This is a genomic window from Nitratireductor luteus (genome assembly GCF_026162365.1).
Classification (GTDB): Bacteria; Pseudomonadota; Alphaproteobacteria; order Rhizobiales; family Rhizobiaceae; genus Chelativorans; species Chelativorans luteus.
In genome coordinates, this window is the sequence record NZ_JAOANW010000016.1 from 40,516 (window position 1) to 63,480 (window position 22,965).

At 61.4% G+C, this 22,965-nt stretch carries 23 protein-coding genes; 6 read left to right on the top strand and 17 right to left on the bottom strand.

Features of this window, described 5'->3' with window-relative positions:
* Positions 1-166: 166 nt before the first annotated feature.
* The 6 genes from N1058_RS20120 to N1058_RS20145 form a co-directional block, all read right to left on the bottom strand.
* On the bottom strand, positions 167-1,648 hold the full coding sequence (locus N1058_RS20120; RefSeq protein ID WP_265519386.1) for an alanine/glycine:cation symporter family protein: 1,482 nt from the start codon (positions 1,646-1,648) through the stop codon (positions 167-169).
* A 245-nt stretch (positions 1,649-1,893) separates the two neighbouring features.
* The gene (locus tag N1058_RS20125; RefSeq protein WP_265519387.1) at positions 1,894-3,126 is read right to left on the bottom strand and encodes a MerC family mercury resistance protein; all 1,233 of its coding nucleotides are present in this window, start codon (positions 3,124-3,126) and stop codon (positions 1,894-1,896) included.
* A 44-nt stretch (positions 3,127-3,170) separates the two neighbouring features.
* Positions 3,171-3,404: an anti-sigma factor family protein gene (locus tag N1058_RS20130; RefSeq protein WP_265519388.1), complete on the bottom strand. Its 234-nt coding sequence runs from the start codon at positions 3,402-3,404 to the stop codon at positions 3,171-3,173.
* Positions 3,401-4,006 carry a sigma-70 family RNA polymerase sigma factor gene (locus tag N1058_RS20135; protein ID WP_265519389.1) on the bottom strand — a complete coding sequence of 202 codons (606 nt, stop codon included), beginning with the start codon at positions 4,004-4,006 and terminating at the stop codon, positions 3,401-3,403. The genes N1058_RS20130 and N1058_RS20135 overlap by 4 nt, the downstream gene beginning before the upstream one ends.
* A gap of 334 nt (positions 4,007-4,340) precedes the next feature.
* The gene (locus tag N1058_RS20140) at positions 4,341-5,210 is read right to left on the bottom strand and encodes a class I SAM-dependent methyltransferase (RefSeq protein ID WP_265519390.1); all 870 of its coding nucleotides are present in this window, start codon (positions 5,208-5,210) and stop codon (positions 4,341-4,343) included.
* Positions 5,211-5,324: 114 nt separating this feature from the next.
* Positions 5,325-5,735, bottom strand: coding sequence for a cupin domain-containing protein (locus N1058_RS20145; RefSeq protein ID WP_265519391.1), 411 nt, complete (start codon positions 5,733-5,735; stop codon positions 5,325-5,327).
* A gap of 268 nt (positions 5,736-6,003) precedes the next feature.
* On the opposite strand from N1058_RS20145, the gene N1058_RS20150 reads away from it, so the two are divergent.
* Positions 6,004-7,014, top strand: a complete 1,011-nt coding sequence (locus N1058_RS20150) for a helix-turn-helix domain-containing protein (RefSeq protein WP_265519392.1) — start codon at positions 6,004-6,006, stop codon at positions 7,012-7,014.
* 115 nt (positions 7,015-7,129) lie between these two features.
* Here N1058_RS20150 and rhaM read toward each other — a convergent pair whose 3' ends face one another.
* Positions 7,130-7,447, bottom strand: coding sequence for an L-rhamnose mutarotase (gene rhaM, locus N1058_RS20155; RefSeq protein WP_265519393.1), 318 nt, complete (start codon positions 7,445-7,447; stop codon positions 7,130-7,132).
* 126 nt (positions 7,448-7,573) lie between these two features.
* Here rhaM and N1058_RS20160 point away from each other — a divergent pair, with 126 nt between their 5' ends.
* Positions 7,574-8,581 carry a DUF3179 domain-containing protein gene (locus N1058_RS20160; protein ID WP_265519394.1) on the top strand — a complete coding sequence of 336 codons (1,008 nt, stop codon included), beginning with the start codon at positions 7,574-7,576 and terminating at the stop codon, positions 8,579-8,581.
* A 24-nt stretch (positions 8,582-8,605) separates the two neighbouring features.
* On the opposite strand, the gene N1058_RS20165 is transcribed toward N1058_RS20160, so the two are convergent.
* The 6 genes from N1058_RS20165 to N1058_RS20190 form a co-directional block, all read right to left on the bottom strand.
* Positions 8,606-10,114 (bottom strand): tripartite tricarboxylate transporter permease, encoded by a 1,509-nt coding sequence (locus tag N1058_RS20165; RefSeq protein WP_265519395.1) that lies wholly within the window; start codon positions 10,112-10,114, stop codon positions 8,606-8,608.
* Positions 10,114-10,578 carry a tripartite tricarboxylate transporter TctB family protein gene (locus tag N1058_RS20170; protein ID WP_265519396.1) on the bottom strand — a complete coding sequence of 155 codons (465 nt, stop codon included), beginning with the start codon at positions 10,576-10,578 and terminating at the stop codon, positions 10,114-10,116. The genes N1058_RS20165 and N1058_RS20170 overlap by 1 nt, the downstream gene beginning before the upstream one ends.
* A gap of 54 nt (positions 10,579-10,632) precedes the next feature.
* Positions 10,633-11,610 carry a Bug family tripartite tricarboxylate transporter substrate binding protein gene (locus N1058_RS20175; RefSeq protein ID WP_265519397.1) on the bottom strand — a complete coding sequence of 326 codons (978 nt, stop codon included), beginning with the start codon at positions 11,608-11,610 and terminating at the stop codon, positions 10,633-10,635.
* A gap of 250 nt (positions 11,611-11,860) precedes the next feature.
* Positions 11,861-12,763 (bottom strand): 5-dehydro-4-deoxyglucarate dehydratase, encoded by a 903-nt coding sequence (gene kdgD, locus N1058_RS20180; protein ID WP_265519398.1) that lies wholly within the window; start codon positions 12,761-12,763, stop codon positions 11,861-11,863.
* Positions 12,764-12,820: 57 nt separating this feature from the next.
* Positions 12,821-13,573: a FadR/GntR family transcriptional regulator gene (locus tag N1058_RS20185; protein WP_265519399.1), complete on the bottom strand. Its 753-nt coding sequence runs from the start codon at positions 13,571-13,573 to the stop codon at positions 12,821-12,823.
* Positions 13,574-13,725: 152 nt separating this feature from the next.
* The gene (locus N1058_RS20190; RefSeq protein WP_265519400.1) at positions 13,726-14,649 is read right to left on the bottom strand and encodes a LysR family transcriptional regulator; all 924 of its coding nucleotides are present in this window, start codon (positions 14,647-14,649) and stop codon (positions 13,726-13,728) included.
* Positions 14,650-14,796: 147 nt separating this feature from the next.
* Here N1058_RS20190 and N1058_RS20195 point away from each other — a divergent pair, with 147 nt between their 5' ends.
* The 3 genes from N1058_RS20195 to N1058_RS20205 all read left to right on the top strand — a co-directional run bounded on the left by N1058_RS20195 (position 14,797) and on the right by N1058_RS20205 (position 16,181).
* Positions 14,797-15,474: a glutathione S-transferase family protein gene (locus N1058_RS20195; protein ID WP_265519401.1), complete on the top strand. Its 678-nt coding sequence runs from the start codon at positions 14,797-14,799 to the stop codon at positions 15,472-15,474.
* 174 nt (positions 15,475-15,648) lie between these two features.
* Positions 15,649-15,855 carry a MerR family DNA-binding transcriptional regulator gene (locus N1058_RS20200; protein WP_274709353.1) on the top strand — a complete coding sequence of 69 codons (207 nt, stop codon included), beginning with the start codon at positions 15,649-15,651 and terminating at the stop codon, positions 15,853-15,855.
* Positions 15,855-16,181, top strand: a complete 327-nt coding sequence (locus tag N1058_RS20205) for a YnfA family protein (protein WP_265519402.1) — start codon at positions 15,855-15,857, stop codon at positions 16,179-16,181. Before N1058_RS20200 ends, N1058_RS20205 begins: the two co-directional genes overlap by 1 nt.
* A 12-nt stretch (positions 16,182-16,193) precedes the next feature.
* Here the strand turns inward: N1058_RS20205 and N1058_RS20210 are convergent, their stop codons facing one another.
* The 4 genes from N1058_RS20210 to N1058_RS20225 form a co-directional block, all read right to left on the bottom strand.
* Positions 16,194-18,641 (bottom strand): heavy metal translocating P-type ATPase, encoded by a 2,448-nt coding sequence (locus N1058_RS20210; RefSeq protein WP_265519403.1) that lies wholly within the window; start codon positions 18,639-18,641, stop codon positions 16,194-16,196.
* A 95-nt stretch (positions 18,642-18,736) separates the two neighbouring features.
* On the bottom strand, positions 18,737-19,414 hold the full coding sequence (locus tag N1058_RS20215; RefSeq protein WP_265519404.1) for a hypothetical protein: 678 nt from the start codon (positions 19,412-19,414) through the stop codon (positions 18,737-18,739).
* On the bottom strand, positions 19,411-20,088 hold the full coding sequence (locus tag N1058_RS20220; RefSeq protein ID WP_265519405.1) for a MerR family transcriptional regulator: 678 nt from the start codon (positions 20,086-20,088) through the stop codon (positions 19,411-19,413). Before N1058_RS20220 ends, N1058_RS20215 begins: the two co-directional genes overlap by 4 nt.
* Positions 20,089-20,219: 131 nt before the next feature.
* Positions 20,220-20,981 carry a response regulator transcription factor gene (locus tag N1058_RS20225; protein WP_265519406.1) on the bottom strand — a complete coding sequence of 254 codons (762 nt, stop codon included), beginning with the start codon at positions 20,979-20,981 and terminating at the stop codon, positions 20,220-20,222.
* 1,083 nt (positions 20,982-22,064) lie between these two features.
* On the opposite strand from N1058_RS20225, the gene N1058_RS20230 reads away from it, so the two are divergent.
* A complete protein-coding gene (locus N1058_RS20230; protein WP_265519407.1) occupies positions 22,065-22,958 on the top strand; it encodes a hypothetical protein in 894 nt (297 codons plus the stop codon).
* Positions 22,959-22,965 lie beyond the last annotated feature (7 nt).

A 22,965-nucleotide genomic window follows, 5' to 3' on the forward strand; every position in this document is an offset into this window, starting at 1 on the left:
TGACGACAAGCTCACTCTACGGGATGCCCTCGCCTCGCTCAACGGCCCCAGGCACGTCCTGACCGCTTCACGGCAATGAAAGCGGATACATCTTCGGTGACGCCAGGTTGCGTCACCCAGCCGGCAAGCGCGTTCTGCGTCGCGCTACCACATCAAGTTCGACTGCTCAACGACCCGCACCCGACGAGATCGGGGCTGTTACCCCCTCCGCCATCGTTTGCGCGCGTGTGGCGTAGAGCCAGGCGCTGTGGTCGAGGTCGAGATCTGAGAACTTCTGCGGATCGAAAACGGGGCGTGCGACACCTGCCTTTAGCTGTGCGCGAAAATCGTTGAGGATGCGCAACGCGACCGGGAACAGCATCACTATGGCCATGAGGTTGACGAGGGCCAGCACACCCATCAGCGGGTCGGAGAAGAAGAACACCGCGGTTGCACCTGGGGCCGTGGCGCCCAGAAAAACAATGACCACGATAGCGAGCCGTAGCACATGCAACGCTGACCGATTGTTTGTCATGACCCTCAGTGCCGTCTCACCGAGATAGTAATTGTAGATGATCGAGCTGAAGGCAAAGAGCAGGATGGCGAACGTGAGGAAATACTGCGACCAGTTCCCGAGTTGGCTGACCAGCGATTGCTGGGTAAGCGCGACACCGTCGATCCCCTCGGCACCCGGCACATAAACCGGGCTAAGAAGGATCATGAAGGCCGTACAGGAACAGATGATGATGGTGTCGATGAAGACCGAAAACGATTGGGTTATGCCTTGACTGATCGGGTGTCGGACATCGGCGGTCGCCGCCACGTTCGGAGCGGAGCCCAATCCGGCCTCGTTGGAAAACAGCCCGCGCCGCAATCCCTGCGCCAGCGCTGCGCCGACGCCGCCGCTCACGGCTTCCTCGAGCCCGAACGCGTTGGCAACGATGGTCCACAGCACGCCCGGAAGGGAGGATATGTTGAGAACGATGATCAGAAGCGCCATCGCTATGTAGATAAAGGCCATGATCGGGATGATGATGTCCGCTGCCTTTGCAATTCGCCGGATGCCGCCATAGACGATGAAGCCGGTAATCACGGCCAATAACAATCCGCTCCACATGCGGTCGATCCCAAGGCTGTCATTCGCGGCGCCAGCGAAAGTGTTGCCCTGGAAGGCGTTAAAACCAAACGCGAAGGCAGCCATCAGGCAGACTGCGTAGAGAACGGCCAGCCAGCGGAATTGGGCTCCCAGCCCGTAGATGATGTAGCCGGCCGGACCGCCTCTATAGGTTCCGTCACCGTTGGAGCGCTTATAGAGTTGGGCGAGCGACGACTCGACAAGGCTTGTTGCCATGCCGATCAGAGCGATGACCCACATCCAGAAAACCGCCCCTGGTCCGCCGAGCGTAATCGCTACGGCAACGCCGGCAATATTGCCGCCGCCGACCCGACCGCCGACAGAAACGAGGAGTGCTTCGCGCGCGCTGATCGCGTTCGGGTCGCCGCTTTGGTTCTTCGATGAAAGAACCCGGAACATCCTGCCGAAATACTCGAATTGGACGAACCCGCTCATAAGGGTGATGAAGACGCCGAAGATGACCAGGATCGGGATCAAAGCCCATCCCCAAGTCAGGTCCTCAATCAGGCCGAAAAAGCTCGTAATCATGTCCATCGGCTTCTCACCTTCCAAGTCTGGAGTCCCAACGCAAGTCAACCCCTGCTTGCGCCCAACTTCGACTATCTGCCGATTATGACCGGAAAAACAAGCGGCGAAGGCTACTTACGCCCAACTTCCGATGTGATGCGAAATCGCTCTGAAGTCATCGAGAAGCGACCGAAGTTGTCGCCGAGATGGCGGCAGACGGCAGCGAGCGCGCCGTAGCCGGTGGTGTCGGCTTAATACTATAGCGCAAGCCTTTAGCGAGGCGTCTCGACGCGGGCAGGAGCGCACTCGACCCGGTAGATCTGATAAAGATCAAGGCCGATACCGCCGATCAGAATGGCGAAGCCCAGTGCTTCGGTGATCGCATTGTAGCCCCAGAACATGACATAGCCGATGAGAATGGCGCCAAGGCCCGTGGCCAGCAATGGCCAGGGCTGCCGGTGACGCGGCAGATTGAACGCGGTGGCGACGACCGCGAGTACGGCGGCGGCAATGATGGTGACCGCCCAGGTGCCCTCGGGAAGCGCCAGCGCAATGCCCATCAGCGACAGAAATCCCACAAATGCGAGCGTACCATAGCAGGCGACCGCCGCCACGATGGCCGCAACCGCCCCCCATAGTCCACGCCCACCGATCATCATCTTTAGACGTCGCGGGTGCAGGCGAGATACAAGGCGCTCGATGTTGGTGGGCACCTTCGCCACGGCCGGTCGGCGCATGACGACCTGAACGGAGCGTGCACCCAAGCCCGCTGCAATGCGCCGCGTATCGGCGCTGGGGCTCTCAGCGAAATAGTCGAACTCGCCAAGCAGTTCGACGTCGGTGAAGCCTGTCTCACTGAACAGTCCCAGATAGTCCTCGTCGACCGACGCACCGACCACGCATTCGGCCCACATCTTGGGATCGCTTCGCCCGCCGAGCGGCACCGGCCTGCTGATGACGATATCGGCAAGCTGCACGCGCCCCTCGGGCTTGAGCACACGGAAGATCTCCGCAAACGCCTTGTGCTTATCCGGAACGAGATTGAGTACGCCGTTCGAGGTTACCACATCCACCGAATTGTCGGGCAATGGGATGCGCTCGGCATCCGCCTCGATGGTTTCGACATTCTCGATACTGACCTCTTTCAGCGTTGCTCTTAGCCGGGTCAGCATATCCGGCGTGATGTCGAGCGCCCAGACCTTGCCGGTTTCTCCGACAATCCTGCTGGCTATCAGCGTGTCGGTTCCCGAACCCGAGCCAATGTCGAGCACCGTATGACCGGGCCTGATCACATCGGCACGGAAGGGATAGCCTACACCGACAAAGCGGTCGAGAGCGGAAGGCGGAAGGCCGTCGAGTTCTTTCCCTTGATAGCCTACGGCCAGCGCCGCCGGTCGGCCCACCGGGAAGTGGAAGCCCTGATGCGGATCGTCCGCCACGCTGGCATACATGGCTTGCACGGCTTCGCTGATCTGCTCTTTCGAGAACCCCAGGATCGCAACCATATTACCCCTCCGGTTCGTCTTTGGCGGCGCACCTTTCCATGTGTTCAATAGTGATCGAGGATCGCGCGGACGCGCCGGCGCAGCGTTTCCGGCGCTTTCACCTTGCCGGTCTCGTTGACGCGCGCGCGCAGCTTCCGCTCGAACTCCGCCCGCGTAAAGCAGGCCCGGCAGGTCTCCATGTGACGTGCGAGCGCCCGATCGGTCTCGCCGTCCAGCTCTTGATCGAGGTATTCGAGGAGCTTGTCTATCACCTCCTCGCAGCGCAGATCTCTCGTCATCGGACACCACCTTTCGCATTGCCGCACGCGAGCCCGGCCTCGCCTGCCTGGCGCCACAGCGCACCCTGAAGCAGGCTGCGGCCGCGGTTCAGCCTGGAGCGTACCGTGCCTACGGGAACGTCGAGTGTGTCGGCCGCCTCGGCATAGCTGAGACCCCATAACTCGACCATGATCACGACGAGCCGGAACTCCTCCGGAAGCTCCTCCACCGCGCTTTCGATATCCTCGCGCAACAGCTTGTCGAGCAGCGCCTGCTCCGGATTGCCCCACCAGAGGAGAAATGGCTGATGCACTTTCTCAAACAGGGAAAAAGCTTCATCTCCGCATCCGGCCTCGGCCGAAACCTCGTGCGGCCTTATTCGCTGCTTCCGGCGTTCGCTGATGAAACTGTTGACGAGGATGCGAAAGACCCATTTCTCGAAAGCCTGCCGATCCCGCAGATCGGTGAGCTTGGCCCAGGCCTTGGCGAGCGTGTCGGCAACCAGATCCTCGGCGTCGGTCCGGTCGCGTGTCAGCCGCAATGCCGTGCCGTAGAGGCGGTCCAACAGGCGCTCCACTTCCGCCTCAAAGAAGCTGCGAAGCGGTTTGCCGATGCTGGTCATCTGGTCCCGCCCTCCCTTGTGAGTGCATGGGAAATGGCACCGATTGCGCGCCAAATCCGTACTCCGTCGGCATCGCCGTCGAAGCTCGCGGCTTCCTCTTTCCTGCGGGCCTGCATCGAGGCAGCCGAACCGTGTTGACGCACCAGCCGGCGTGCGGCACTCCACAAAGCGAAGTCGGCGATCCTCGCCTCAAAAGACCTCAGCAGAGGATCGGCAGACAATGATGACCGCTCTTCCATATGGCCTCGCAAATCGCGCATGCTGATCATAACCCATATGCCGCTGTACTTCACGCTTTACCGCCTGCCCCGCCGAGCCTGCACCGGTTGCCCGATCAGCCTGGATTGCGCGCACTGATCTTCCAGGAACTGGAGTTCATCATGATGCCCTCCGGCGCCTCGTGAGCCGCGAGCTTTGCCCGCAGCGCATCGACAATCTCGACATGGCGCTGCTCCGCGAGATCTCCAGCCTCGCGGTAAACCTCACCGGCGGGGCCAAGCGCCAGCTGGAAAGCGACCGCATCCTCGACCGTACGCCCGACCATCAAGGGCGCGTCTATGCGTTCGAATTCAATGTCGTCATAGCCGGCGATCTCAAGCTGCTTTGTGACCATGGGTTGGTCGGCCATTGAGAACGGGCCCGGGCCACAGCTTCGCGCATCTTCTCCCGGCGGCGGTAGGAACTGCATGACAACCTGCTTGGGCTGGCCGAGCCAGGGATTGTCGTCGATGGTCCGCCAGACGATCATTGTCATGGTCCCGCCAGGCTTCAGCGCAGCGCGCATGTTTTTGAGACCGGCCACCGGGTTTTCGAAAAACTGTGTGCCAAAACGGGAAAAACAGAAGTCGTGGACCGGCTCGAACGGATAGGTCTGCACGTCGGCTTCGACAAAGGTGACATTATCGATGCCGGCGGCTTCGGCGTCGCGGCGCCCATATTCCAGAAAGGCGTCGCAACAGTCGATGCCCAATACCGACCCGGACTGTCCGACGCGCCCGGCCAGTTCAATGGCCGTATCGCCGAAGCCACAACCGACATCGACCACCCGATCCCCTTCGCGCACGGCGAGCGTGGGAAGAACCTTTGCGCTGTGATGTGTCAGCCCACCGACAAGGATGTGCTTGAAGCGGGTGAATTTCGGAACAAGTACCTCGTTCCAGAAGTCAACATATTCGTTCTGTTGCGTGCCTGCTGTTGTGCTCATGATTGTCTCTCCCTTTGTTCCGCAGTTTCCTCTCACGCCCCCGAGCACCGGAAGGCCGGCGGTCATGCCGCCCCCCGGGGAGGCGCTGCATCGCGCCCCCGGCCCGGCATGAACTCATTGCGGATGTGGAACCATGATCGGCTCCCCGGTGGGTCCCACCTGAAAGACGATAAAACGGGCGCCTTCATCGGCCGAGGTGGTGCGTGCCACCATCGGCTTGTCCGGCAGTTCGTAAAACGCTTCGCCGGCGGCGAAGGTCCGTGGCTCCTCTCCATCGACATCGACCTGGATCGAGCCCTCCGTCACGTAGACAAAGACATGGCCTGGATGGATGTGGCGCTGCGTTTCCCACCCGGCCGCCACGTCGAACAGCACGATATTGGCTTCCGTCCCTTCGACGCCCGACAGTTCGGTCTTCAGCACCGGCGTCGTACTTGTCTCATCCGCAGAGGCGCCGTTTACACCGACACCAACCACACCCAGCATCGCCACAGCGGCACATGCCGCGAAACCTTTAGATTTCATTGCCATGATCCTTCCACCTCTTGCCGATTGTTCGGCCCTGGCTCGTCTGTTGGCGCATCCTGCGGAGTAATCGGCAGGACGACGACCAATACGGACAACAAACTAGTGGACAGGCCGGCCGCCGGTCTTGGCGTTTCGAGAAGCAAGGCTTTGCGATTTGTGCACCGGGACTAGGTCGTCATGACCGCTTCGGGGCGGCGTATTCTCCGGGAACTTTTTCAGGAAGGTCGCGTCCTATACTGCCGAACCTGGAAAAGGAGGGGAGGACATGGCCGAGATTGTTTCCGCGCGCCCAACCAAGCCGGCGACGCGGCTGCCAGCGACTTCCAATTTATCGACACCAGCACACCGGGAGCGCATATCGGATGCTTCCGTCCGAGCCGGGGAAACCAGGGAATTTTCCTGTCCGGAATTGTGGAACAAGACGATCGAACTGCTCTGCGACCGGCCGGAGGCGCTTGCGATACGGCCGCTGCCTATTGCCGACGCCGCTTTTGCGGAGATCGCCGCCCCGCCTGTCACGGTGACGCAGGACAACTCGGCCGGAGGCGATTCCCACCGCATCCATGTCATTCTTCTTTTGGAGGGGCATGGGACTTATTGCTGGGAGGGTGGCACCGTCACTCAAGCGCCGGGCGACATCATTATCCTGGACACCGCCGAACCGTCTCAAGTGGTCTCTCCGGTCAGTTCCCGCCTGCTGAGATTAAGCTTTCCCGAGACCCTTATCGCGCCCTTCCTGCCGGTGGGCGGCAAGCGTTCGGTGCTATATCTCCCGGCACGCGAGGGCCTGATGACCGTGCTTGCACACCACATACGCGAGCTCGCCCGTGAGGCTGAGCGGCTGGATAGCAATATCCAGCGCGGTCTGCTCGCGCATCTGTGCGGTCTTCTGGGACTTGCCATCGAAGCGGAAAAGACGCCGCGCCGGGTGCGCAACTGCAACTATCGCTCCCACCAGCGCCAGCGGATCCTGACCCATATCGAGACGCATCTGGCCGACGGTCGCCTCACGGCCGGGCGCACGGCAAGGGACCTCGGCATCTCGCCGCGCTGGCTGCACGCGCTCCTGAAAGATATCGGGGTTAGTTTCGCGGACCTCGTGGCCGGCCGTCGCCTCGAAAAGTGTCGGGCGCTGCTCGAAGACCCGGCCTCGAACCAACTGTCCATCGCCGAAATTGCCTTCCTGTCGGGCTTCAACGACCTATCGACCTTCTACCGCCGCTTCGGCGAACGCTACAAGACGACGCCGGGCGAGGCACGGCGGCAGGCCGCTTGAAGCCAACAAGAATTACGTGAGACGATAACGGCCTGGATTGCGCAATGCTGCTGCCGCAGTTTGCTGAGGCGAAAGCTGGCGGCAATTTTGGGCCGAACTGCGGATTCTCCGTTCCCTATTCCAGATGGAACATTTTCTCGAGCGGCACCTGCACCGGCTCGTTGTCCGGTCGGGTCTCCATGATGTCGGCCATGAAATCCCACCAACGGCGCACGATTGCATTGGTCACCAGCGTATCCATCGCGTGGTCGTCGGCGCGCGTCAGGACGGCGAAGAGATGGTGGGTCTCCTCGTCGAGCCAGATCGAGTAGTCCGACACGCCGACTTGCTTTAGAAGCGCGGCCAGTTCGGGCCAGATCTCGTCATGGCGGCGCTTGTATTCAGCCGCATGGCCGGGACTGAGGTTCATTCGAAAGGCAAATTTCTCCGGCATCGGTTCCCTCCCCATTGCAGACTGGCAAACAGACCTCCATCGATGAGCACCATGGCATTTCACCAAACCTTGATTGGTTCGTGCGTCACGTAAAGGCGATAATGGTTATACTAAGGACCATGGACAATGAGACCGCTAATTGTCGCCATATTGCTGACCGTTGCCGCATCCACACACACCATGGCAGGACCGGAGCGTTGGCGCAGTGCCGGCTGGCAGACCGATTTCAATCGCACCGTGATTGATCTGGCGGAGGTCATATCGGGCGGGCCCCCTCGTGACGGAATCCCGTCGATCAACTCACCGGTCTTTGAGACCGCCAGCGATGTCGGAAATCTCGAACCGAACGAACCTGTCATTCGCCTCGAACTCGACGGTATCGCACGGGCCTATCCGCTCCGCATCCTGATCTGGCACGAAATCGCCAACGACATCATCGAAGGCGTGCCGGTCGCGGTGACCTACTGCCCCCTGTGCAATTCCTCCGTCGTGTTCAACCGTCGACTTTCCGACGGCTCGGTTGCGGAGTTTGGCGTCAGTGGTTTGCTGCGCAATTCCGATATGATCATGTACGATCGCGCGACGCACAGCTGGTGGCAGCAATTCACCGGCAGGGGCATTGTCGGCAAATACGCTGGCGAGGAACTCAAAATGCTTCCCTCCCGCGTAGAAAGTTTCGCGCATTTCCTAGCCGACTTTCCCGATGGCGACGTGCTAGTCCCCAATGACCCGTCGCTGCGACCCTACGGGCGCAATCCTTACATAGGCTATGATCGCCGAAACGCGCCCTATCCGCTCTATACAGGCGAGCTGCCCAGTGAAATCGCGCCGATGGCGCGGGTGATCGTCGTCCAGGAAGACAACCAGGTGGTCGCTGTCGCTTTGTCTCATCTTCGGCGACAGGGGGTTATTGAGATCCGGGATGTGAAGCTGACCTGGCGCGATGGCATGAGTTCGGCTCTGGATGCCGCCGAAGTTGCCGGCGGGGCCGATATTGGGGCCGTGCAAGCCCAAAATATCGATGATGGAAAACCGCTGGTGCATGACATCACATTCGCGTTCGTGGTGTATGCATTCCACCCGGATGCCTCTGTTCTCACCGAGAAAGGTCTCATCAAGTTAAACGGCGAGTAGATACTCGCAGGCGTGCGCCTCCGGTCAGATTTCCTTCGGTCGCCTGATCACCATGAAGTACAGGAACATAGCCATCAGCGCGAGGAAGAACAGGCTATCGGGGCTGGTCAGAAAAACCATCGGATTACCGTCGCTGAGCGAGAGCGAGCGACGCAGATATTGTTCGAGATCCGGCCCCAGAATGAACCCCAGAAGGAGCGAAACGGTCGGGTAGTTTTGCTGGCGCAGGAAGAAGGCGAGGATGCCGAACAGTAGCGCGAGCCCCATCTGGAAGATGGAGAAGGTCGCCACAAAGCTGCCGACCAGCGCGACCACCGCGATGCACGCGTAGAGCAGGCCCTTCGGGATGGAGACAATCCGGACGAACCACGGGCCCAGCAGAAACAGCGTCAACGGAATGAGCACGAGCGCGCTGATGAAGAGCGATGCGAGCATGGGCGCGATGAGATCCGCCTGGGTCTCGAGCAGGCGCGGCCCCGGCTGCAGGCCGTTGATCACCAGGACGCCGAGCACGATAGCCGTCGTCGGATCGCCGGGAATTCCGAACATGAGCATGGGGACGAACGCGCCGCCGCACATGGAATTGTTGGCGGCTTCCGCCGCGGCGATACCTTCGCGGCTGCCGTGGCCGTATTCGTCAGGGCGTTCAGAGCGACGCTTGGCATCCGCATAGGCAACGAATGCCGCCATCGAACCGCCGACGCCGGGAAGTATGCCGATTCCGTATCCCAAAAGAGAGCTTTTCAGGTAGGTGAACAGGCCGATCTGGCGGATCTGCCCGAGGGGCGGCAGAAAATCCCGCCGCCGGATGGTCACCGACGCGGCTTTGGAGAGGGAAAGGTGTATGTCGTCCCGGTTGTGGTAGGCTTGATAAAGGACTTCGCTGATGGCGAAGGTGCCGATGATGATGGGCATCATGTCGATCCCTTCCACCAGCATCTCGGTGCCGAAATTGAAACGCGGGATGGGCTGCATCACGTCGATGCCGATGGTCGCGATCATGACGCCGAGCATGGTCGCGACGACACCCTTGGCGACCGCGCCGCGCTGGACGATGACGATCACCACCAGGGCGAAAAGAACCAGCGCGAACTTGCCGGGCGTCTGGATCAGTAGCGAGGCCTTGGCGGCGAGCGGCATAAGCGCCATGAGCAGCAGCGCGCCGAGGCTGCCGCCGATCATTGAGCCGAGGGCGGCGTGGCCGAGCGCATTGGCGCCCTCTCCCTTCTTCATCAGGGCATAGCCCTCGATCGCGGTCATCATGGAGGACGGCGCACCGGGAATGTTGATCGTCGTCGCCGTGATGCTGCCCGCATACATGCCGGACATGAAGATGGCCGCGCACATGACCAGCGAGGGCACCACATCCATGCTGTAGGTGATCGGCAGAAGCAGCGCGATCGCCAGCACCGAGGTCAAGCCGGGAACCGCGCCAAAAAATGTGCCGATGACGAAACCGAGCACCATATAGGCCAGGACGTCGGGGCGCGCGAGTGTCGCGAAGCCCTGGAGCAAATCCAGAAAGAAATCCATCAGATGACATCCAGAAGGGTTGGCAGCCGGATTCCGAACACCAGCGCAAACAAGCCGTAGAACACCGCGGTCACGGCAACCGCATAGAGTAGCCGCCGGGCCGGCCGGCCCTGCTGATAATGAAAGATGTGGAACAGGAAGAACACGTAGAGGAGCGTTGCCAGGCTATAGCCAAGTGGCTTGAAGACGGCGATGTAGACCGCCGTTGCCAGAACCACCGCCACCGGCTGCAGGAAGGATCCGGTCTCGCTGGTTTCGTCGGAGGCCAGATCCCGCCAGATTATATGAGCGAGCGCGGCATACATGAGAAGGGCCGCCAGCAGCGGCAAGAAACGCGGGCCGACAAAACCCTCACTGAACTGCGGCGTGATCTGGAACGTCGCAGCGACGTAGATTGTCGTCAAAAGGAAAAGGAAAACCGGCAGCAGGAGCCGGCTCCTCCAACGTTGCTGTTGCACGGCCATCGCTATCCTCCCGTGTAGCGCCGGCGAGTGCTGTCCCGCCGGCGCCTACTGCAGCTACTTCTTGATGACGCCTTCCTCGACCAGCATGTCCATTTGATCGAACAGGGTTTTGCTGGTTTCGTCCGCCCACTGAGTGACCTCATCCGTGCCGAGCCAATCGGGCGTCACACCGACGCTTGCGACCCATGTCTGAAATTCGTCGCTCTCCAGCGCTTGCTTGTAGGCTTGCTCCAAGGCTTCGATCGCCTCGTCAGGGGTACCGGCCGGTGCAGCAAACACGATGAAGCTGCCCATGCGCAGATCGAGGCCGGCCTCCTTGGCGGTAGGTACGGTGTTGAAGGTGGGGTTGGTGGTCTCGGAGAACTCGAGGATGCCACGCACATCGCCGCTTTCGATAAGCGGCGCAAAATCGCCGAGACTGGTGGCCACCACATCGACCTCGTCGTTGAGGATGGCTTCCTTCTGCGGCGCCGCACCGCCGGGATAGGCGATGATCTTGAACTCCGCGCCCGTCTCGTCCTGAAGTTGCAGGATCGCCAGATGCAGGCGGGAACCCACATTCTGGATACCAATCTTCACGGTACCAGGGGCCTCCTTCGCAGCGGCGATGAGGTCGTCGATGGTCTCATAAGGCGTATCGGAGCCGACGATGATGGCATCGGGTTCGCTCGTGACGCGGGCTATGAGCTTGAGCTTGTCCATCTTGTAGCTGGGTAGCAGGCCCTGCCAGGGCACGGTCACCACGCTGTCATAGGTCAGCGCGCCGATCGTATAGCCATCGGGCCGCGCGTTCATGACCTGGGAAACGCCGGTGGCGCTGATGCCGCCCTCGATGTTTTCCACATACATGGAAGCGCCGATGTTCTTCTCGGCGATCGAGGTCAGCTTGCGCACGATGCCGTCGGTGCCGCCGCCAGCTCCCCACGGCACGATGACGCGGATATCCTTCTCCGGATAGTCGGCCATCGCCGCCGAGGTCATGAGCGCGCCCATGGCGCCAGCAGCCAGCAGTGTCAGAAATTTCCTGTACATTCTCTCTCTCCCTGGATTGCAGTTCGCAGTCATTTCCGGCGCGCCGCGGTCACGCGCCTGCAGGTCGGAAATCCCATGCGGCAGGCCGCTGAACGCCGGACCGGTGCCGGAGTTCTCTGCCGACCGCGTCGGGGCCGCCCTCCTCCTCTCCGCCGAAGACAAACCACCTCCGACGGCATATGACGGCGCCATGGGGCCGGCGCCGGAAAGGTTTCACGCCCGGCGCCCGCCGAGGCGCGCCGCACACTGATCACGTTGCCCGTTCGACAAGGCCGCGCAGCATTCCTGTTTCCTCGTCCGTCAGGTTCGTCAGCGGCGGACGAACCGGGCCCGGGCCATATCCTGCTATACCAACCCCCGCCTTGATGGCCGAGACGGCATAGCCCGGCTGCCGGTCGCGAAGCGTGGCGAAGGGGAAGAAGAAATCCGTCAGGATCTGCCGCATCGTTGCCGTATCGCCGCCCCGCAGTGCATTGAAAAAACGAACGGCGAGCGCCGGCACGAAATTGAACACGGCGGAGGAATAAGTTGTGACTCCGGCGCCATTATAGGCTTCGGCGAAGAGTTCGTGCGTCGGCATGCCGCCGATGAAACAGAGCCGGTCGCCGAGCGCGGCGGTGACGTGGCGCACGAGATCGGTCCTGCCGGTGCCATCCTTGAAACCGACGAGGTTGGGACAGGCGTCGGCGAGGCGCTGCAGCGTTTCGACCTCGAACACGCAGTTGTCGCGGTTGTAAACGATCACGCCAAGGCCGGTGGCCCCACATACCCCCTTCACATGCTGGAAGAGCCCTTCCTGCGGCGCATTGATCAGATACTGCGGCAAGACGAGCAGACCGTCGGCGCCGGCCTTTTCCGCCCCGCGCGCGATCTCCTTCGCCATCTCGGTTCCATAGCCGCAGCCGGAGATGATGGGCACGTCGCCGGCCACCTCCTTGGCGGCCGCAACGACCGCAACGACCTCCTGCGGCGACAGCGAAAAGAACTCGCCCGTACCGCCCGCGGCGAAGAGGGCCGAGGCCTCGAAACCCGACAGCCACGCCACATGCCGGCGGTAGCTTTCCAGATTCAACGAATGGTCCTCGTTGAAATGGGTCACGGGAAAGGAAAGCAGACCGGAGGAGATGCGGGACTGGATTTCGGTGGGCGTCATAAAGGCTGATCCTGATCTGTTGTATCGTCAAGTCATATGATGACCATGCGATACTCGTCAAGATGACTTCTTGTCGTCCAGCGCGTTTATGGGTCGACTCAGCACGCGATAGCGCTGGAGAGAGCCGCCCAGATGTACGCGCATCGCATCTCTTGCTGCCTGGGGATCGCGGGCATAGATCGCCTCGGCGACGGCCAGATGTTCGCTGTGAAGCTGAGCGTCGCGATTGCCTCGCAGGTCGTTCCCAGCGCTGAAATCCTTCAGCTTGGACCGCGGGATCGTGCGGCGACCGAGATGCGCCAGGAACTCCTCGAAACGCGCATTGTTGGTCGCCCGCGCGATCGCCATGTGGAACTCGAAATCGGCCTGTTCCGTCGGCGCGCCTGCCGACATTAGCTTGCCGAACGCATCGAGCTGCGCCTGGATCTCCGCTTCCTGGGCAGGAGAACAACGCTCCGCCGCGAGGCCAGCCGCTTCGATCTCCACGGAGGCGCGCAGCTCAAGCTCTTCAATTATATCGGATATTTTCTTGTTGATCCGGGTCAGCAACTGCAATCCGGGAATCGTGCTGGGCGGTTCGACCACAAATACACCCACGCCGTGGCGTGACACCACCAGCCCATCGGCGCGCAACGCCGCAATCGCCTCGCGGATGACGGTCCGGCTGACGCCGAAGCGGTCAACAAGCTCGGGCTCCGTCGGCAATTTGTCGCCAACCCGGTAGATGGCGCCGGAAATGTCCTCGCGCAGCGCTTCGGCCACCCCCGCGGAAAGACTCTTCCTTGACCGTTTCGACACGGCAGCTACCATTGCCTTCAATGCTCCTTGCCTGAACTTGAACCGATGGGCCGCTTGTCTTCCGGCCACTGTCATGTCGCAATTCTTAGACCATGGCGAGGGGAGCGCAAGTGGTACTATGCAATTCTCAATGTCATACGATGATTGGCGGAAACTCCCGGGGTTCATCCTTCAGCGCCGTCTTGCGCAGCTCCTTCGAATGCCCTGCTCTCCCGCGCCAGGCCCGCACCGACGATATCGAAAAAGGCACGCACACGCGCCGTCGCCTTCAGGTCGGCATGGGTGATGATCCATAACTCGCCGGTGAGTGCTGGCAAGGACTCCGCCGAGACACGGGTCATGCCGGGCTCCGTATCGCCCAGATAGCAAGGCAGCAGGGCAAGGCCGATACCCTCCCTGGCCGCGATCAGCTGGTTGACCAGGCTGTTGGTGCGGTAGACGACGTTTTCCGGCGGCGCGTGACGGGCGAGCCAAGCGGCGGCGGCCACGCCGGCCGCCGTCTCGTCCCAGCCGATCACCGGATGCGCCTTGAGCGCAGCCAGGCAGGCCTGCGCACTGTCCTCGGCATCGATCATGTCCCGATTGCCATAGAGCGCCCAGGCGACATCGGCCAGCCGTTTGCCCCACAGATCCCCTTCGCTGGGCCTGGTCGGGCGCAACGCCACATCGGCCTCGCGGCGCGACAAGCTGAGCACCCGGTTATCGATGATAAGCTCCACGACGATGCCTGGATGCGCGGAACGGAAGGCGGCCAGATGCCGCGTCAGCCTGCTATAGGCCAGTGTCTCCGACGAAGTCACCACGAGCCGGCCGCTCAGGCGCCTATCCTGGCCGCTGATATCGCGGTCCACCGACAGCACCTCGCTTTCCATCCTCTCGGCGGCGACGGCCATGCGCTCGCCCGGCGCGGTCGCCTGATAGACGCCGCCCGGCAACCGCTCGAACAATCGCGCGCCCAACTTGGCCTCGATGGCATTGAGCTTGCGGAAAACCGTCGAGTGATCGACACCGAGGATGCCGGCGGCCGCGGTCAGGCTGCCGGCGCGCCGAACAGCCAGAATCAGCCTGAGATCGTTCCAATCGTCCATGGAGTAAACATAGCCGAGTTTCTCCTTGCAGTCATGCAAGGACAGCTAGCAAATTCCCAAGGTGCCTTGCTGATCTGCTTGGTCTATACCGGCCGCATTCTCGGTTCCAACGGACCGGACAAAGCAAGCCGATCAACGGAGGCCGCAATGACGGATCTGACTCTTATAAGCCATCACCTCTGCCCCTATGTGCAGCGAGCCGCCATCGCCCTTGTGGAAAAAGGTGCGCCCTTCGAGCGGGTCTACATCGACCTGTCAAACAAGCCCACCTGGTTTCTCACCCTGTCGCCGCTCGGCAAGGTGCCCGTACTACAAGTAATCCACGGCGATGGCCGCGAGACGGCGGTCTTCGAAAGTGCTGTGATCTGTGAATATATCGAGGAAACGCAGGCCGGCACGTCGCTGCACCCAGCCGATCCGCTGGAGCGCGCCCGGCATCGCGCCTGGATCGAATTCGGCTCCGCTGTCCTTGGCGACATCTGGAACCTGGAAACGGCCACCGGGCCGGAGCGCTATCACGCCGCGCAGCAGCGCCTGACCGAAAAGTTCGGTCGGGTCGAGGCGGAACTGGCCGACGGTTCCTACTTTGCGGGCCCGGATTTCAGCCTGGTTGATGCCGCTTTCGCGCCGGTGTTTCGCTACTTCAATGTCTTCGATCAGCTGGCATCGCACGGCATATTCGACAAGACACCGAAAGTGCGTGCCTGGCGGTCTGCGTTGTCGGAACGGCCGAGCGTCATTCAAGCGGCAGCCGACGGCTACGAGGACCGCCTGCACGTTTTCCTGGCGGCACACGACGCCCATATTCTCAAGATCGCGGCGTGAGGCGCGCCTTGCAACGACACGCAATAGCTCCGGTCAAGGCGGACGTTATCCATGGCCCATGGTATGAATTGGATCGCTTGCCATCAGCGCGTTATACTCTGTGTCGACTACAGAGACGAGGATATCTCCGATGGCAGAGAACGCGAAGTCGCTCGAGGGCTCAAGCGGGCGGAATTGGCGAAGCGGACCGGCTGCAACCAGGAGGCCATTCGCTACTACGAGAATATCGGCCTGATACCCGCCCCGCCACGCACGCCATTTGCCGATCTCCGGGCGAAGATCGCTGACCTGAAGCGCATCGAAAGCGTCCTGGCCGCCACGGCAGCCAAATGCATGGGCAAGGGCGTGCCGGAATGTCCCGTACTGGAGGCGCTCGCATAATGACGGCGGCGGCGATCTACATAGGAGCTGCGCTTGCTGAAATCGCTGGATGCTTTGCATTCTGGGCGTGGATCCGGCACGGAAAATCCGCGGTCTGGCTAGCACCGGGAATGTTCAGCCTCGCCTTGTTCGCGTACCTCCTGACACGCATCGACAGCGATTTCGCCGGCCGGGCTTATGCCGCCTATGGAGGCGTGTATATAGCCGCCTCGCTTCTATGGCTCTTGAGTGTCGAGAGGCAAATTCCGGACCGATGGGATCTACTTGGTGCTGCAACTTGCCTCGTCGGTGCGGCGATTATTCTTTGGGGGCCCCGGGCCGGCTGAGAGGGGCATGTTTTATTGGGCCGAATTTCCCGTCGGCCACCCGACGCTGGTGATGGCATCGACGAAGATCGCGGGACGGTCGCCGATTGAATTCAGGAAAATAGCCGTCACGCTGACAGCCATCGCTGCCATCGCCCAGACCGGATAGAGGAGCCCGGTCGCCGCCAAAGGCACCCCTATGCCGTTGAACAGGAAGGCGATCGATACATTCTGCAGCATCTTGCGGTACCCTAGCTGGCTGATCCGATAGGCATCGACAAGCGCCATGAGACGGGGGCCCAGAAGGATGATGTCCGCCGAGTCGATCGCCGTGTCCGTGCCACTGCCCATGGCGATGCCGATATCGGCCTGCATGAGCGCCGGCGCATCGTTGATGCCGTCGCCGACCATCGCGACCCGGCCGCTCTTCTGGAACCAGCGTATAAGCTCAGCCTTTTGACCCGGGAGAATGCCCGCGAATACGTTGCTTATGCCGAGGACGGTCGCGATCCGTCTGGCGGTGCCTTCATTGTCGCCGGTGACGATACTCACCTCGAGCCCGATCTTGCGCAACTCTGCAACGGCATCCGCCGCATCCGCGCGCAGCGCATCTCCCAGCGCCAAAGCCCCGAGAAAGGAGCTGTCCTGGGCGACAGCGATCACCGTAAGGCCCGCCGCCTCGAGTTCCGCCAACCGGTCATCATAAGCCGACAGCCCTTCGACATCGTTCTTCTCCAGAAGCGCGAGCTTGCCGGCCAGAACTTTGCCGTTTTCGGTTTCCGCGACAACTCCCATCCCGGGAATGGCTTCAAATTCCGCCACACCCGGCGGCGTCAGACCCCGCTCGAATGCGGCTTCCACGATAGCTTTCGCCAGAGGATGTTCCGAAGCACCTTCCGCCGCCGCGGCGACAGCCAGTACCCGGTCTTCTTCTCCAGCCGCGGCAACGATCTCGCGTACCACCGGCTTGCCTTCGGTCAGCGTGCCGGTCTTGTCGAGAACCACATGACCCACGAGCCGATAGCCCTGAAACGCCTCGCCCGTCCGCATCAGAATGCCTTGTTCCGCCGCCTGGGCAGCACCGCGCACGATTGCAAGCGGCGCCGAAATGCCGACGGCACAGGGATAACCCATGACCAAAACGCTGAGACCGGCGAACACCGCGCGTTCAAGGTGGCTTTCCATGCCGAACAACAAGGGCCCAAGCATCCAGCCGACAAAGGCGAGGGCCGATATGGTCAGCACCGTTGGCGTGTAGACGCGCAGCACCCGGTCGACCAGATGCATGATTCCGGGCTTCAGCGCCCGCGAGATTTCCACCTCGCGCACGACCCGCTGCAGGAAAGTCTCCTCGCCCACCACCTGCGCCCGGATCAGCAATGTCCCGGTGCCGTTCATGGCTCCGCTCGTCACCCCGTCGCCTACCCTCTTCTCGACCGGAATCGGCTCCCCGGTTACGAGCGACTCGTCGACTGCTGAGCGACCGTCCTCCACCTCGCCGTCTACCGGGATACGCTCGCCGGGCCGGATGCGGACGAGGTCGCCGACTGTGACCGTTTCAAGCGCAACCTCCATTTCCTGCCCCTCCCGCAGAATGCGCGCCCGATCGGGCTGGAGGTCGAGCAACCGCCGGACCGTCTGGGAGCTTCGCGTCTTAACGATGAGCGACAGCCATTCGGAAAAGATGTGATAGGTGGCGACCATTACGGCGACAGCAAAGAATGCCGCCGTTGGATAGTCCGGCCGGTTGAGAACGAACCCGATGACACCCCCTGCAATGCCTGCGAAAGCGGCGCATTCGAGCAGGACATGCTGGTTCAGGATGCCTCTGCGCAACGCCTGGACAGCCATGCGCAAAATGTGGCGCGCGACGATGAATACGAGAACGAACGCCATTCCCGCCGCTATCCAGGGTATCGCGGAGCCAAGCCCTACATGCTCGCGCAGGAAGAGCAGACCGAAGGAAACCACGCCGATCCCCGCCGCCCCAAGAAGAGCGATGCCAAGCCCGCTCGACCTGAGCACCAGGAAAACCGCTGCGACGAGACTGATGCCGACAACGGCAGGCAGCAACGCCGACAACGGCCCGCTCGGCTCCGAAACCAGGGCGATCGCCAAAAGGCTGAAGACGATGGCGGCCAGAAACCGGCGGCCCTCTCGTACAAGCATACGCTCCTCTTCCTCGAAGGGCCGGGTCTTGCGCGGATCGGAGACCGTGTAGCCGATATCCTTGAGCGTCTTGAGCAGATCCACGGGTCGCACCACCTCCGGATCGTACTCCACAAGGGCCTGCTCGTGCGTCAGGCTGACCGCCACTTTGTCGACACCGGGCTTGCGTCCGAGCGCCTTTTCGATGGTGCCCGTGCAGAGAGAGCAGTGCAGACCGCCGATCCGTGCACGCAAACGAGCCCTGCCTTCACGGGAAGCGCGCTCCTCCGTCCAGAGTTCTGCTTTTGCTGCGGCCGTGGATTGCGCGCTCATGGCTGCCCTCATCCTCGCCTGATGTTTCGGGCAAGGATCATGCCCTCCGTATCGGGGTGCGGAGTCAAGTCCGGGATAAATCCCTTTCGGTCGTATCAGGTGGTGGGCTGGAGCGTAACGAACAGGCCGAACCAGATAGACCAGGCGCCAAGCAGGACCATGAGCACGCCGGTCCAGAAAGGCAGGCGGCGCGACAGGCCCGCGACACGGTCGAGCAGGCGCCGTGCCTCCGGCACGATCACCGCCGCCGCGATCGGCAGCGATAGCGCCAAACCGAAAAGGCCGAGCGAAAGGAAACCGTACCTCGGATTGCCGCCAGCACCGCCGACTGCCGCCGTGCCTAACAGAACGAACAGAAGCGGAGCCGCGCAAGCCGGAATGTTCAGCCCGAAAAGAACCCCGAGGCCGGCCGACCCGCCTTTCCCGGAAATCCAGGACAGGCGCGGCCCCAGCGTCGTCATGAACATTCCGGCGCGGCCCGTCAAATAGACGATGCCGATGCCCGCATAGAGCCAGCCAAGCAGAAGCCAGCCCGCCTTTTGGAGCGGAAGGAAAGCAGCGCCCGCCACGACGGCTAACATGCCGAGCAAGCCGATGACAAACGCGCGTGTGACCATGAAGATGCAGACCTGTAGAACCTTCGATGCGCCGTCGCGCCCTTCCAAAACCTTGAGAAACACCAACGTCGAGCCGATGGAGCATGGCTCGATGAAGCCGAACAGGCCAAGCCCGATCGGCAGCACAACGAGGTTCAGAAGTTCGGGTGCCGTCATTCGGCAGGCGTCGACGCCGAATATCCGGCGCGCTCGACGACTTTCACCAGCCGTCCGGGTTCCGTCACAGTGGAATCGTACAGAATACGCGCCTTTGCTTCCTCAAGTGACAGTGCGGCCGTTTGAACGCCCTCCTCAAGTTCGAGCAGCGACTTGACCGTCTCGGTACAGCCGGCACAGTGCATTCCCGAAATGGACAGAACGAGCGTTTTCATCGAACCGCTTGGTTGCGCCTTCGTTTGCTTGCGCCTGACTTTTACCTGCTGCGGCGCGCCTTGCGAGCCCTGGCTGCCGAAAGCATCGAGGATGGTGCAAGCGACCGTGGGTCCCTTGCCGGGACATGCCGCTATCAGGGTTTGCAGCGCCTGGCAGATGGCTTCGAGGCGACGGGTTTTCTCCATCACGTCATCGAGTTTGGCTTGTGCCTGCGCGCGTACGGCCGCGCAGTCGGCACCGGGGGCGGTGCGCAAGGAGAGCAGTTCCCTGGTCTCCCGCAACGTGAAGCCCAGTTCCTGGGCTTGCCGAATGAATCTGATGCGCTCCACCGTTTCAGGAGCGTAATACCGAAAGCCCCGTTGCGGCTTCCGAGGTTGCGCGATCAGGCCCTTGCGCTCGTAAAAACGCACGGTCTCAACCCCGACACCGGCCGCCTCGGCCAGCACTCCGATAGTCATCGACGCTTGAGGAGTTGGTCTCATGGTACGGAGTATAGACTCCGTACCATGATACGGAGTCAACTACAGCCGGCGATTATGCTGGCGCATGGAAAAGCGCCAGTCCATACGGCAGACGCCACGCCCGTGGGTCAGGGCATCATTTCTCTGATCTTGTAGGCAACCTCGGTGCGGTTGGTCGCATTCAGCTTTTTCATGATGTTGCGGATATGGACCTTGACCGTACTTTCGCAGAGCTGCAGTTCATAGGCGATAATCTTGTTTGCCTTTCCGCGCTGCAATGCCTCGGCGACCTCCGCCTCGCGCCCCGTGAAAAGACTGCCAAGCCTGGCCGCGCGATTGGACGTCGAGTTGATGGCGTCGCGCATGGCGAGAACGCCGCTGGCAGGCACGAACGCCCCGCCCGCACGCGCCAAGAGGATTGCCCCCACCGCCACGTCAATACTCACACTGCTGGGAATGTAGCCCCGCGCCCCGCAATCGAGCGCCTTCAGAATCTGCCCGAGATCATCCGTATCGGCGAGTACAACGACGGGCTTGTCTTCGAACTCCTCAGCAAGGTCGTGTATCTCCCCGCTGACCGCCGGATCCGCGATCTTCCTGCTACCGACGATAAAGAGCACCGCTGACGGTTCCCGCGGGTCGCCGCTCTCCTGCCACTCTTCTGCGGACCCGACCGCGACGACATCCATGGCCGGATTCTGGGCACTCAGGCTGTGCGCCAGACACTCCCGGTCGAGCACACGGGGGTCGATCAGGAGGACAAGATCGCGCACTACCTCCTGACCGGAAACGCTCTCTGTTTTGTACTTTCCGGCTTTCGCGAACGCCCCTGGTAAATTCGTTACCCGCTTGAGGCCTGAATCTTGTGCAGTCGCGCTCCTGAGTTCCATTGCACCACTCCCCTGACTGGTTATTCACACGCCAGTACTAATCAGCGCAGCCGCAACTCGCGATATTTGCGGCTCTCCCGAACTTCCGTTTCTGCTTTTTGGCGGAGGACTCACTCCGCATGCCCCGGTTCCAGATCAATCTTTGCCAACTACTAAGATGAGTACGTGCCCAATATAGCACATACAAATTTCGTTAGGCATCTGTCCCAAGGTGGTAGAGTCTCGTGCAAAACGAGTAGCCATGAAACTGTAGAATTGGATGCCCATGGTGTGCTCGATATTTCACCGTTCAGTCTCGACTTCTTCACGAAACAGAATCGCGCAAAAGTTGACTTATTACCTCTACTAGCAACCACTTACTGAACTGATTCCCTTCGGCGACAGGTGCTCCGTGGTCGGGCGCAAAACCTTGATGAGATTAGCCAAAAACCTCGCCCCCATCGGTGAGGGGAAGGAGATAGTGAGGCTGAAGCGCACGATCGGCGCGAACGCTGGCGCCATTCGGAGAGGTTGCAGATTATCAATCTCCCCGAATTGTCCGCAAGTGAAGCCTGCTCGGCAAGAAAGACGCGGTTATCGGGAAGATGGCGAAACCGCGACCAGGGCTACCTTCCTTCACCCAGGGCACAGCCAGAAACGCATCAAATTGACTAGGCCAAGTGCCCCCATACACTCACCAGATGAGGTGCTAATACCTATGCGCCGGAATCTTCGTCCGATATACTGGCTGCATCAATCGAATGCGGCTCTATGAATTGTCCTCCCGACATGCAAATCGGATTCTGCAGACGGGCGAGTGCCATTCGGTTTCGTGACTACATATCTCCTCATTTCTTTCAAAAAAACCGTCGCACAATGATGGACTCTGTGTTCGAGCAGCAGATGCGAAAAATGACCCAACGCAAGCATGTGCGAACAGAGCATGAATACGCAATGTGGTACGCTGGCAATTCCCAAAGAGCGATCGCACGAGCTGACATGCCTCGGGTCCTGTCGCTCATCCGGAGAAACGTCGACAACTTTGCATTGAATCTCTCCGGGCTGCACGTTGTGGCTCCGGCAACGAGAGGATACCAGGCGGCCATGGCAACGCTCGCACTTCTCGCGGGAGCAGCCAGTGTGACGGCCATCACACGTCCCTCTAACCGGTATCATTCCGCCGAGGAAGCGGCCGATACCACCCTGTCGCTGGCATCGCTTGCCGGAGTCCATGCCGGCCTCAGGGTCAGCGAGCGGATCGACCACCTGACCTGCCGCAGCACAAACCTTCTCGTCAGCAGCGGCCCCACGGGGCCCGTTACACGCTCGATCATCGAGCGGCTGCCCCGGCCGTCGGTCATAGCGACGATGCATGAGGCGTGGATGCTGTTGAAGGGGGAGATAGATATCATGGCGTGCCAGGAACATCAGGTTCCCATCTCCGCCGTCAACGAGTCCCGTCCCGCGATCGGTGGCGCCGACTATCAGCCCGCCCTGTGTCTCAAGCTTCTCGAAGCTGCCGGCGTTGCGATTGTCGGCGCCACTGTTGCGCTCATCTGCGGCAACCCCTTGGCCCGCAACCTCGAGGAGGGCATGCAGGCGGCCGGAGTAAAGGTGGTCGTATTCCCCAATCCAAGCACGATGTTCACGCATTCCTGGGACGCCATCGTGCTGGCGCAACGGCCAACCGATCAACCGAGCCTCGGCATCCGCGACCTCGGACGCATCGCCGAGGCCGCTCCCAACGCTACCATCATCCAATATTGGGGAGACATCGACCGCAAGGCAGCGCACTATTTCGGGCTTGAGGTCTGGCCGCCCCGCGCGCCCGGCAAGGGGCAGATGGGAATGCCGCTGGAGGCACTGGGGCCGGCGCCGACGGTGCGCCTCCTCGCCGGGGCGCTCAAGGCAGCGGAGCTGGTTCTGGCCGGGGGCGTCACCGGCCACGGTGGCGTAGCGCAGTTGCTCAACTTCTCCGATTGGTCCCACGAGTCCTGATCGCCAG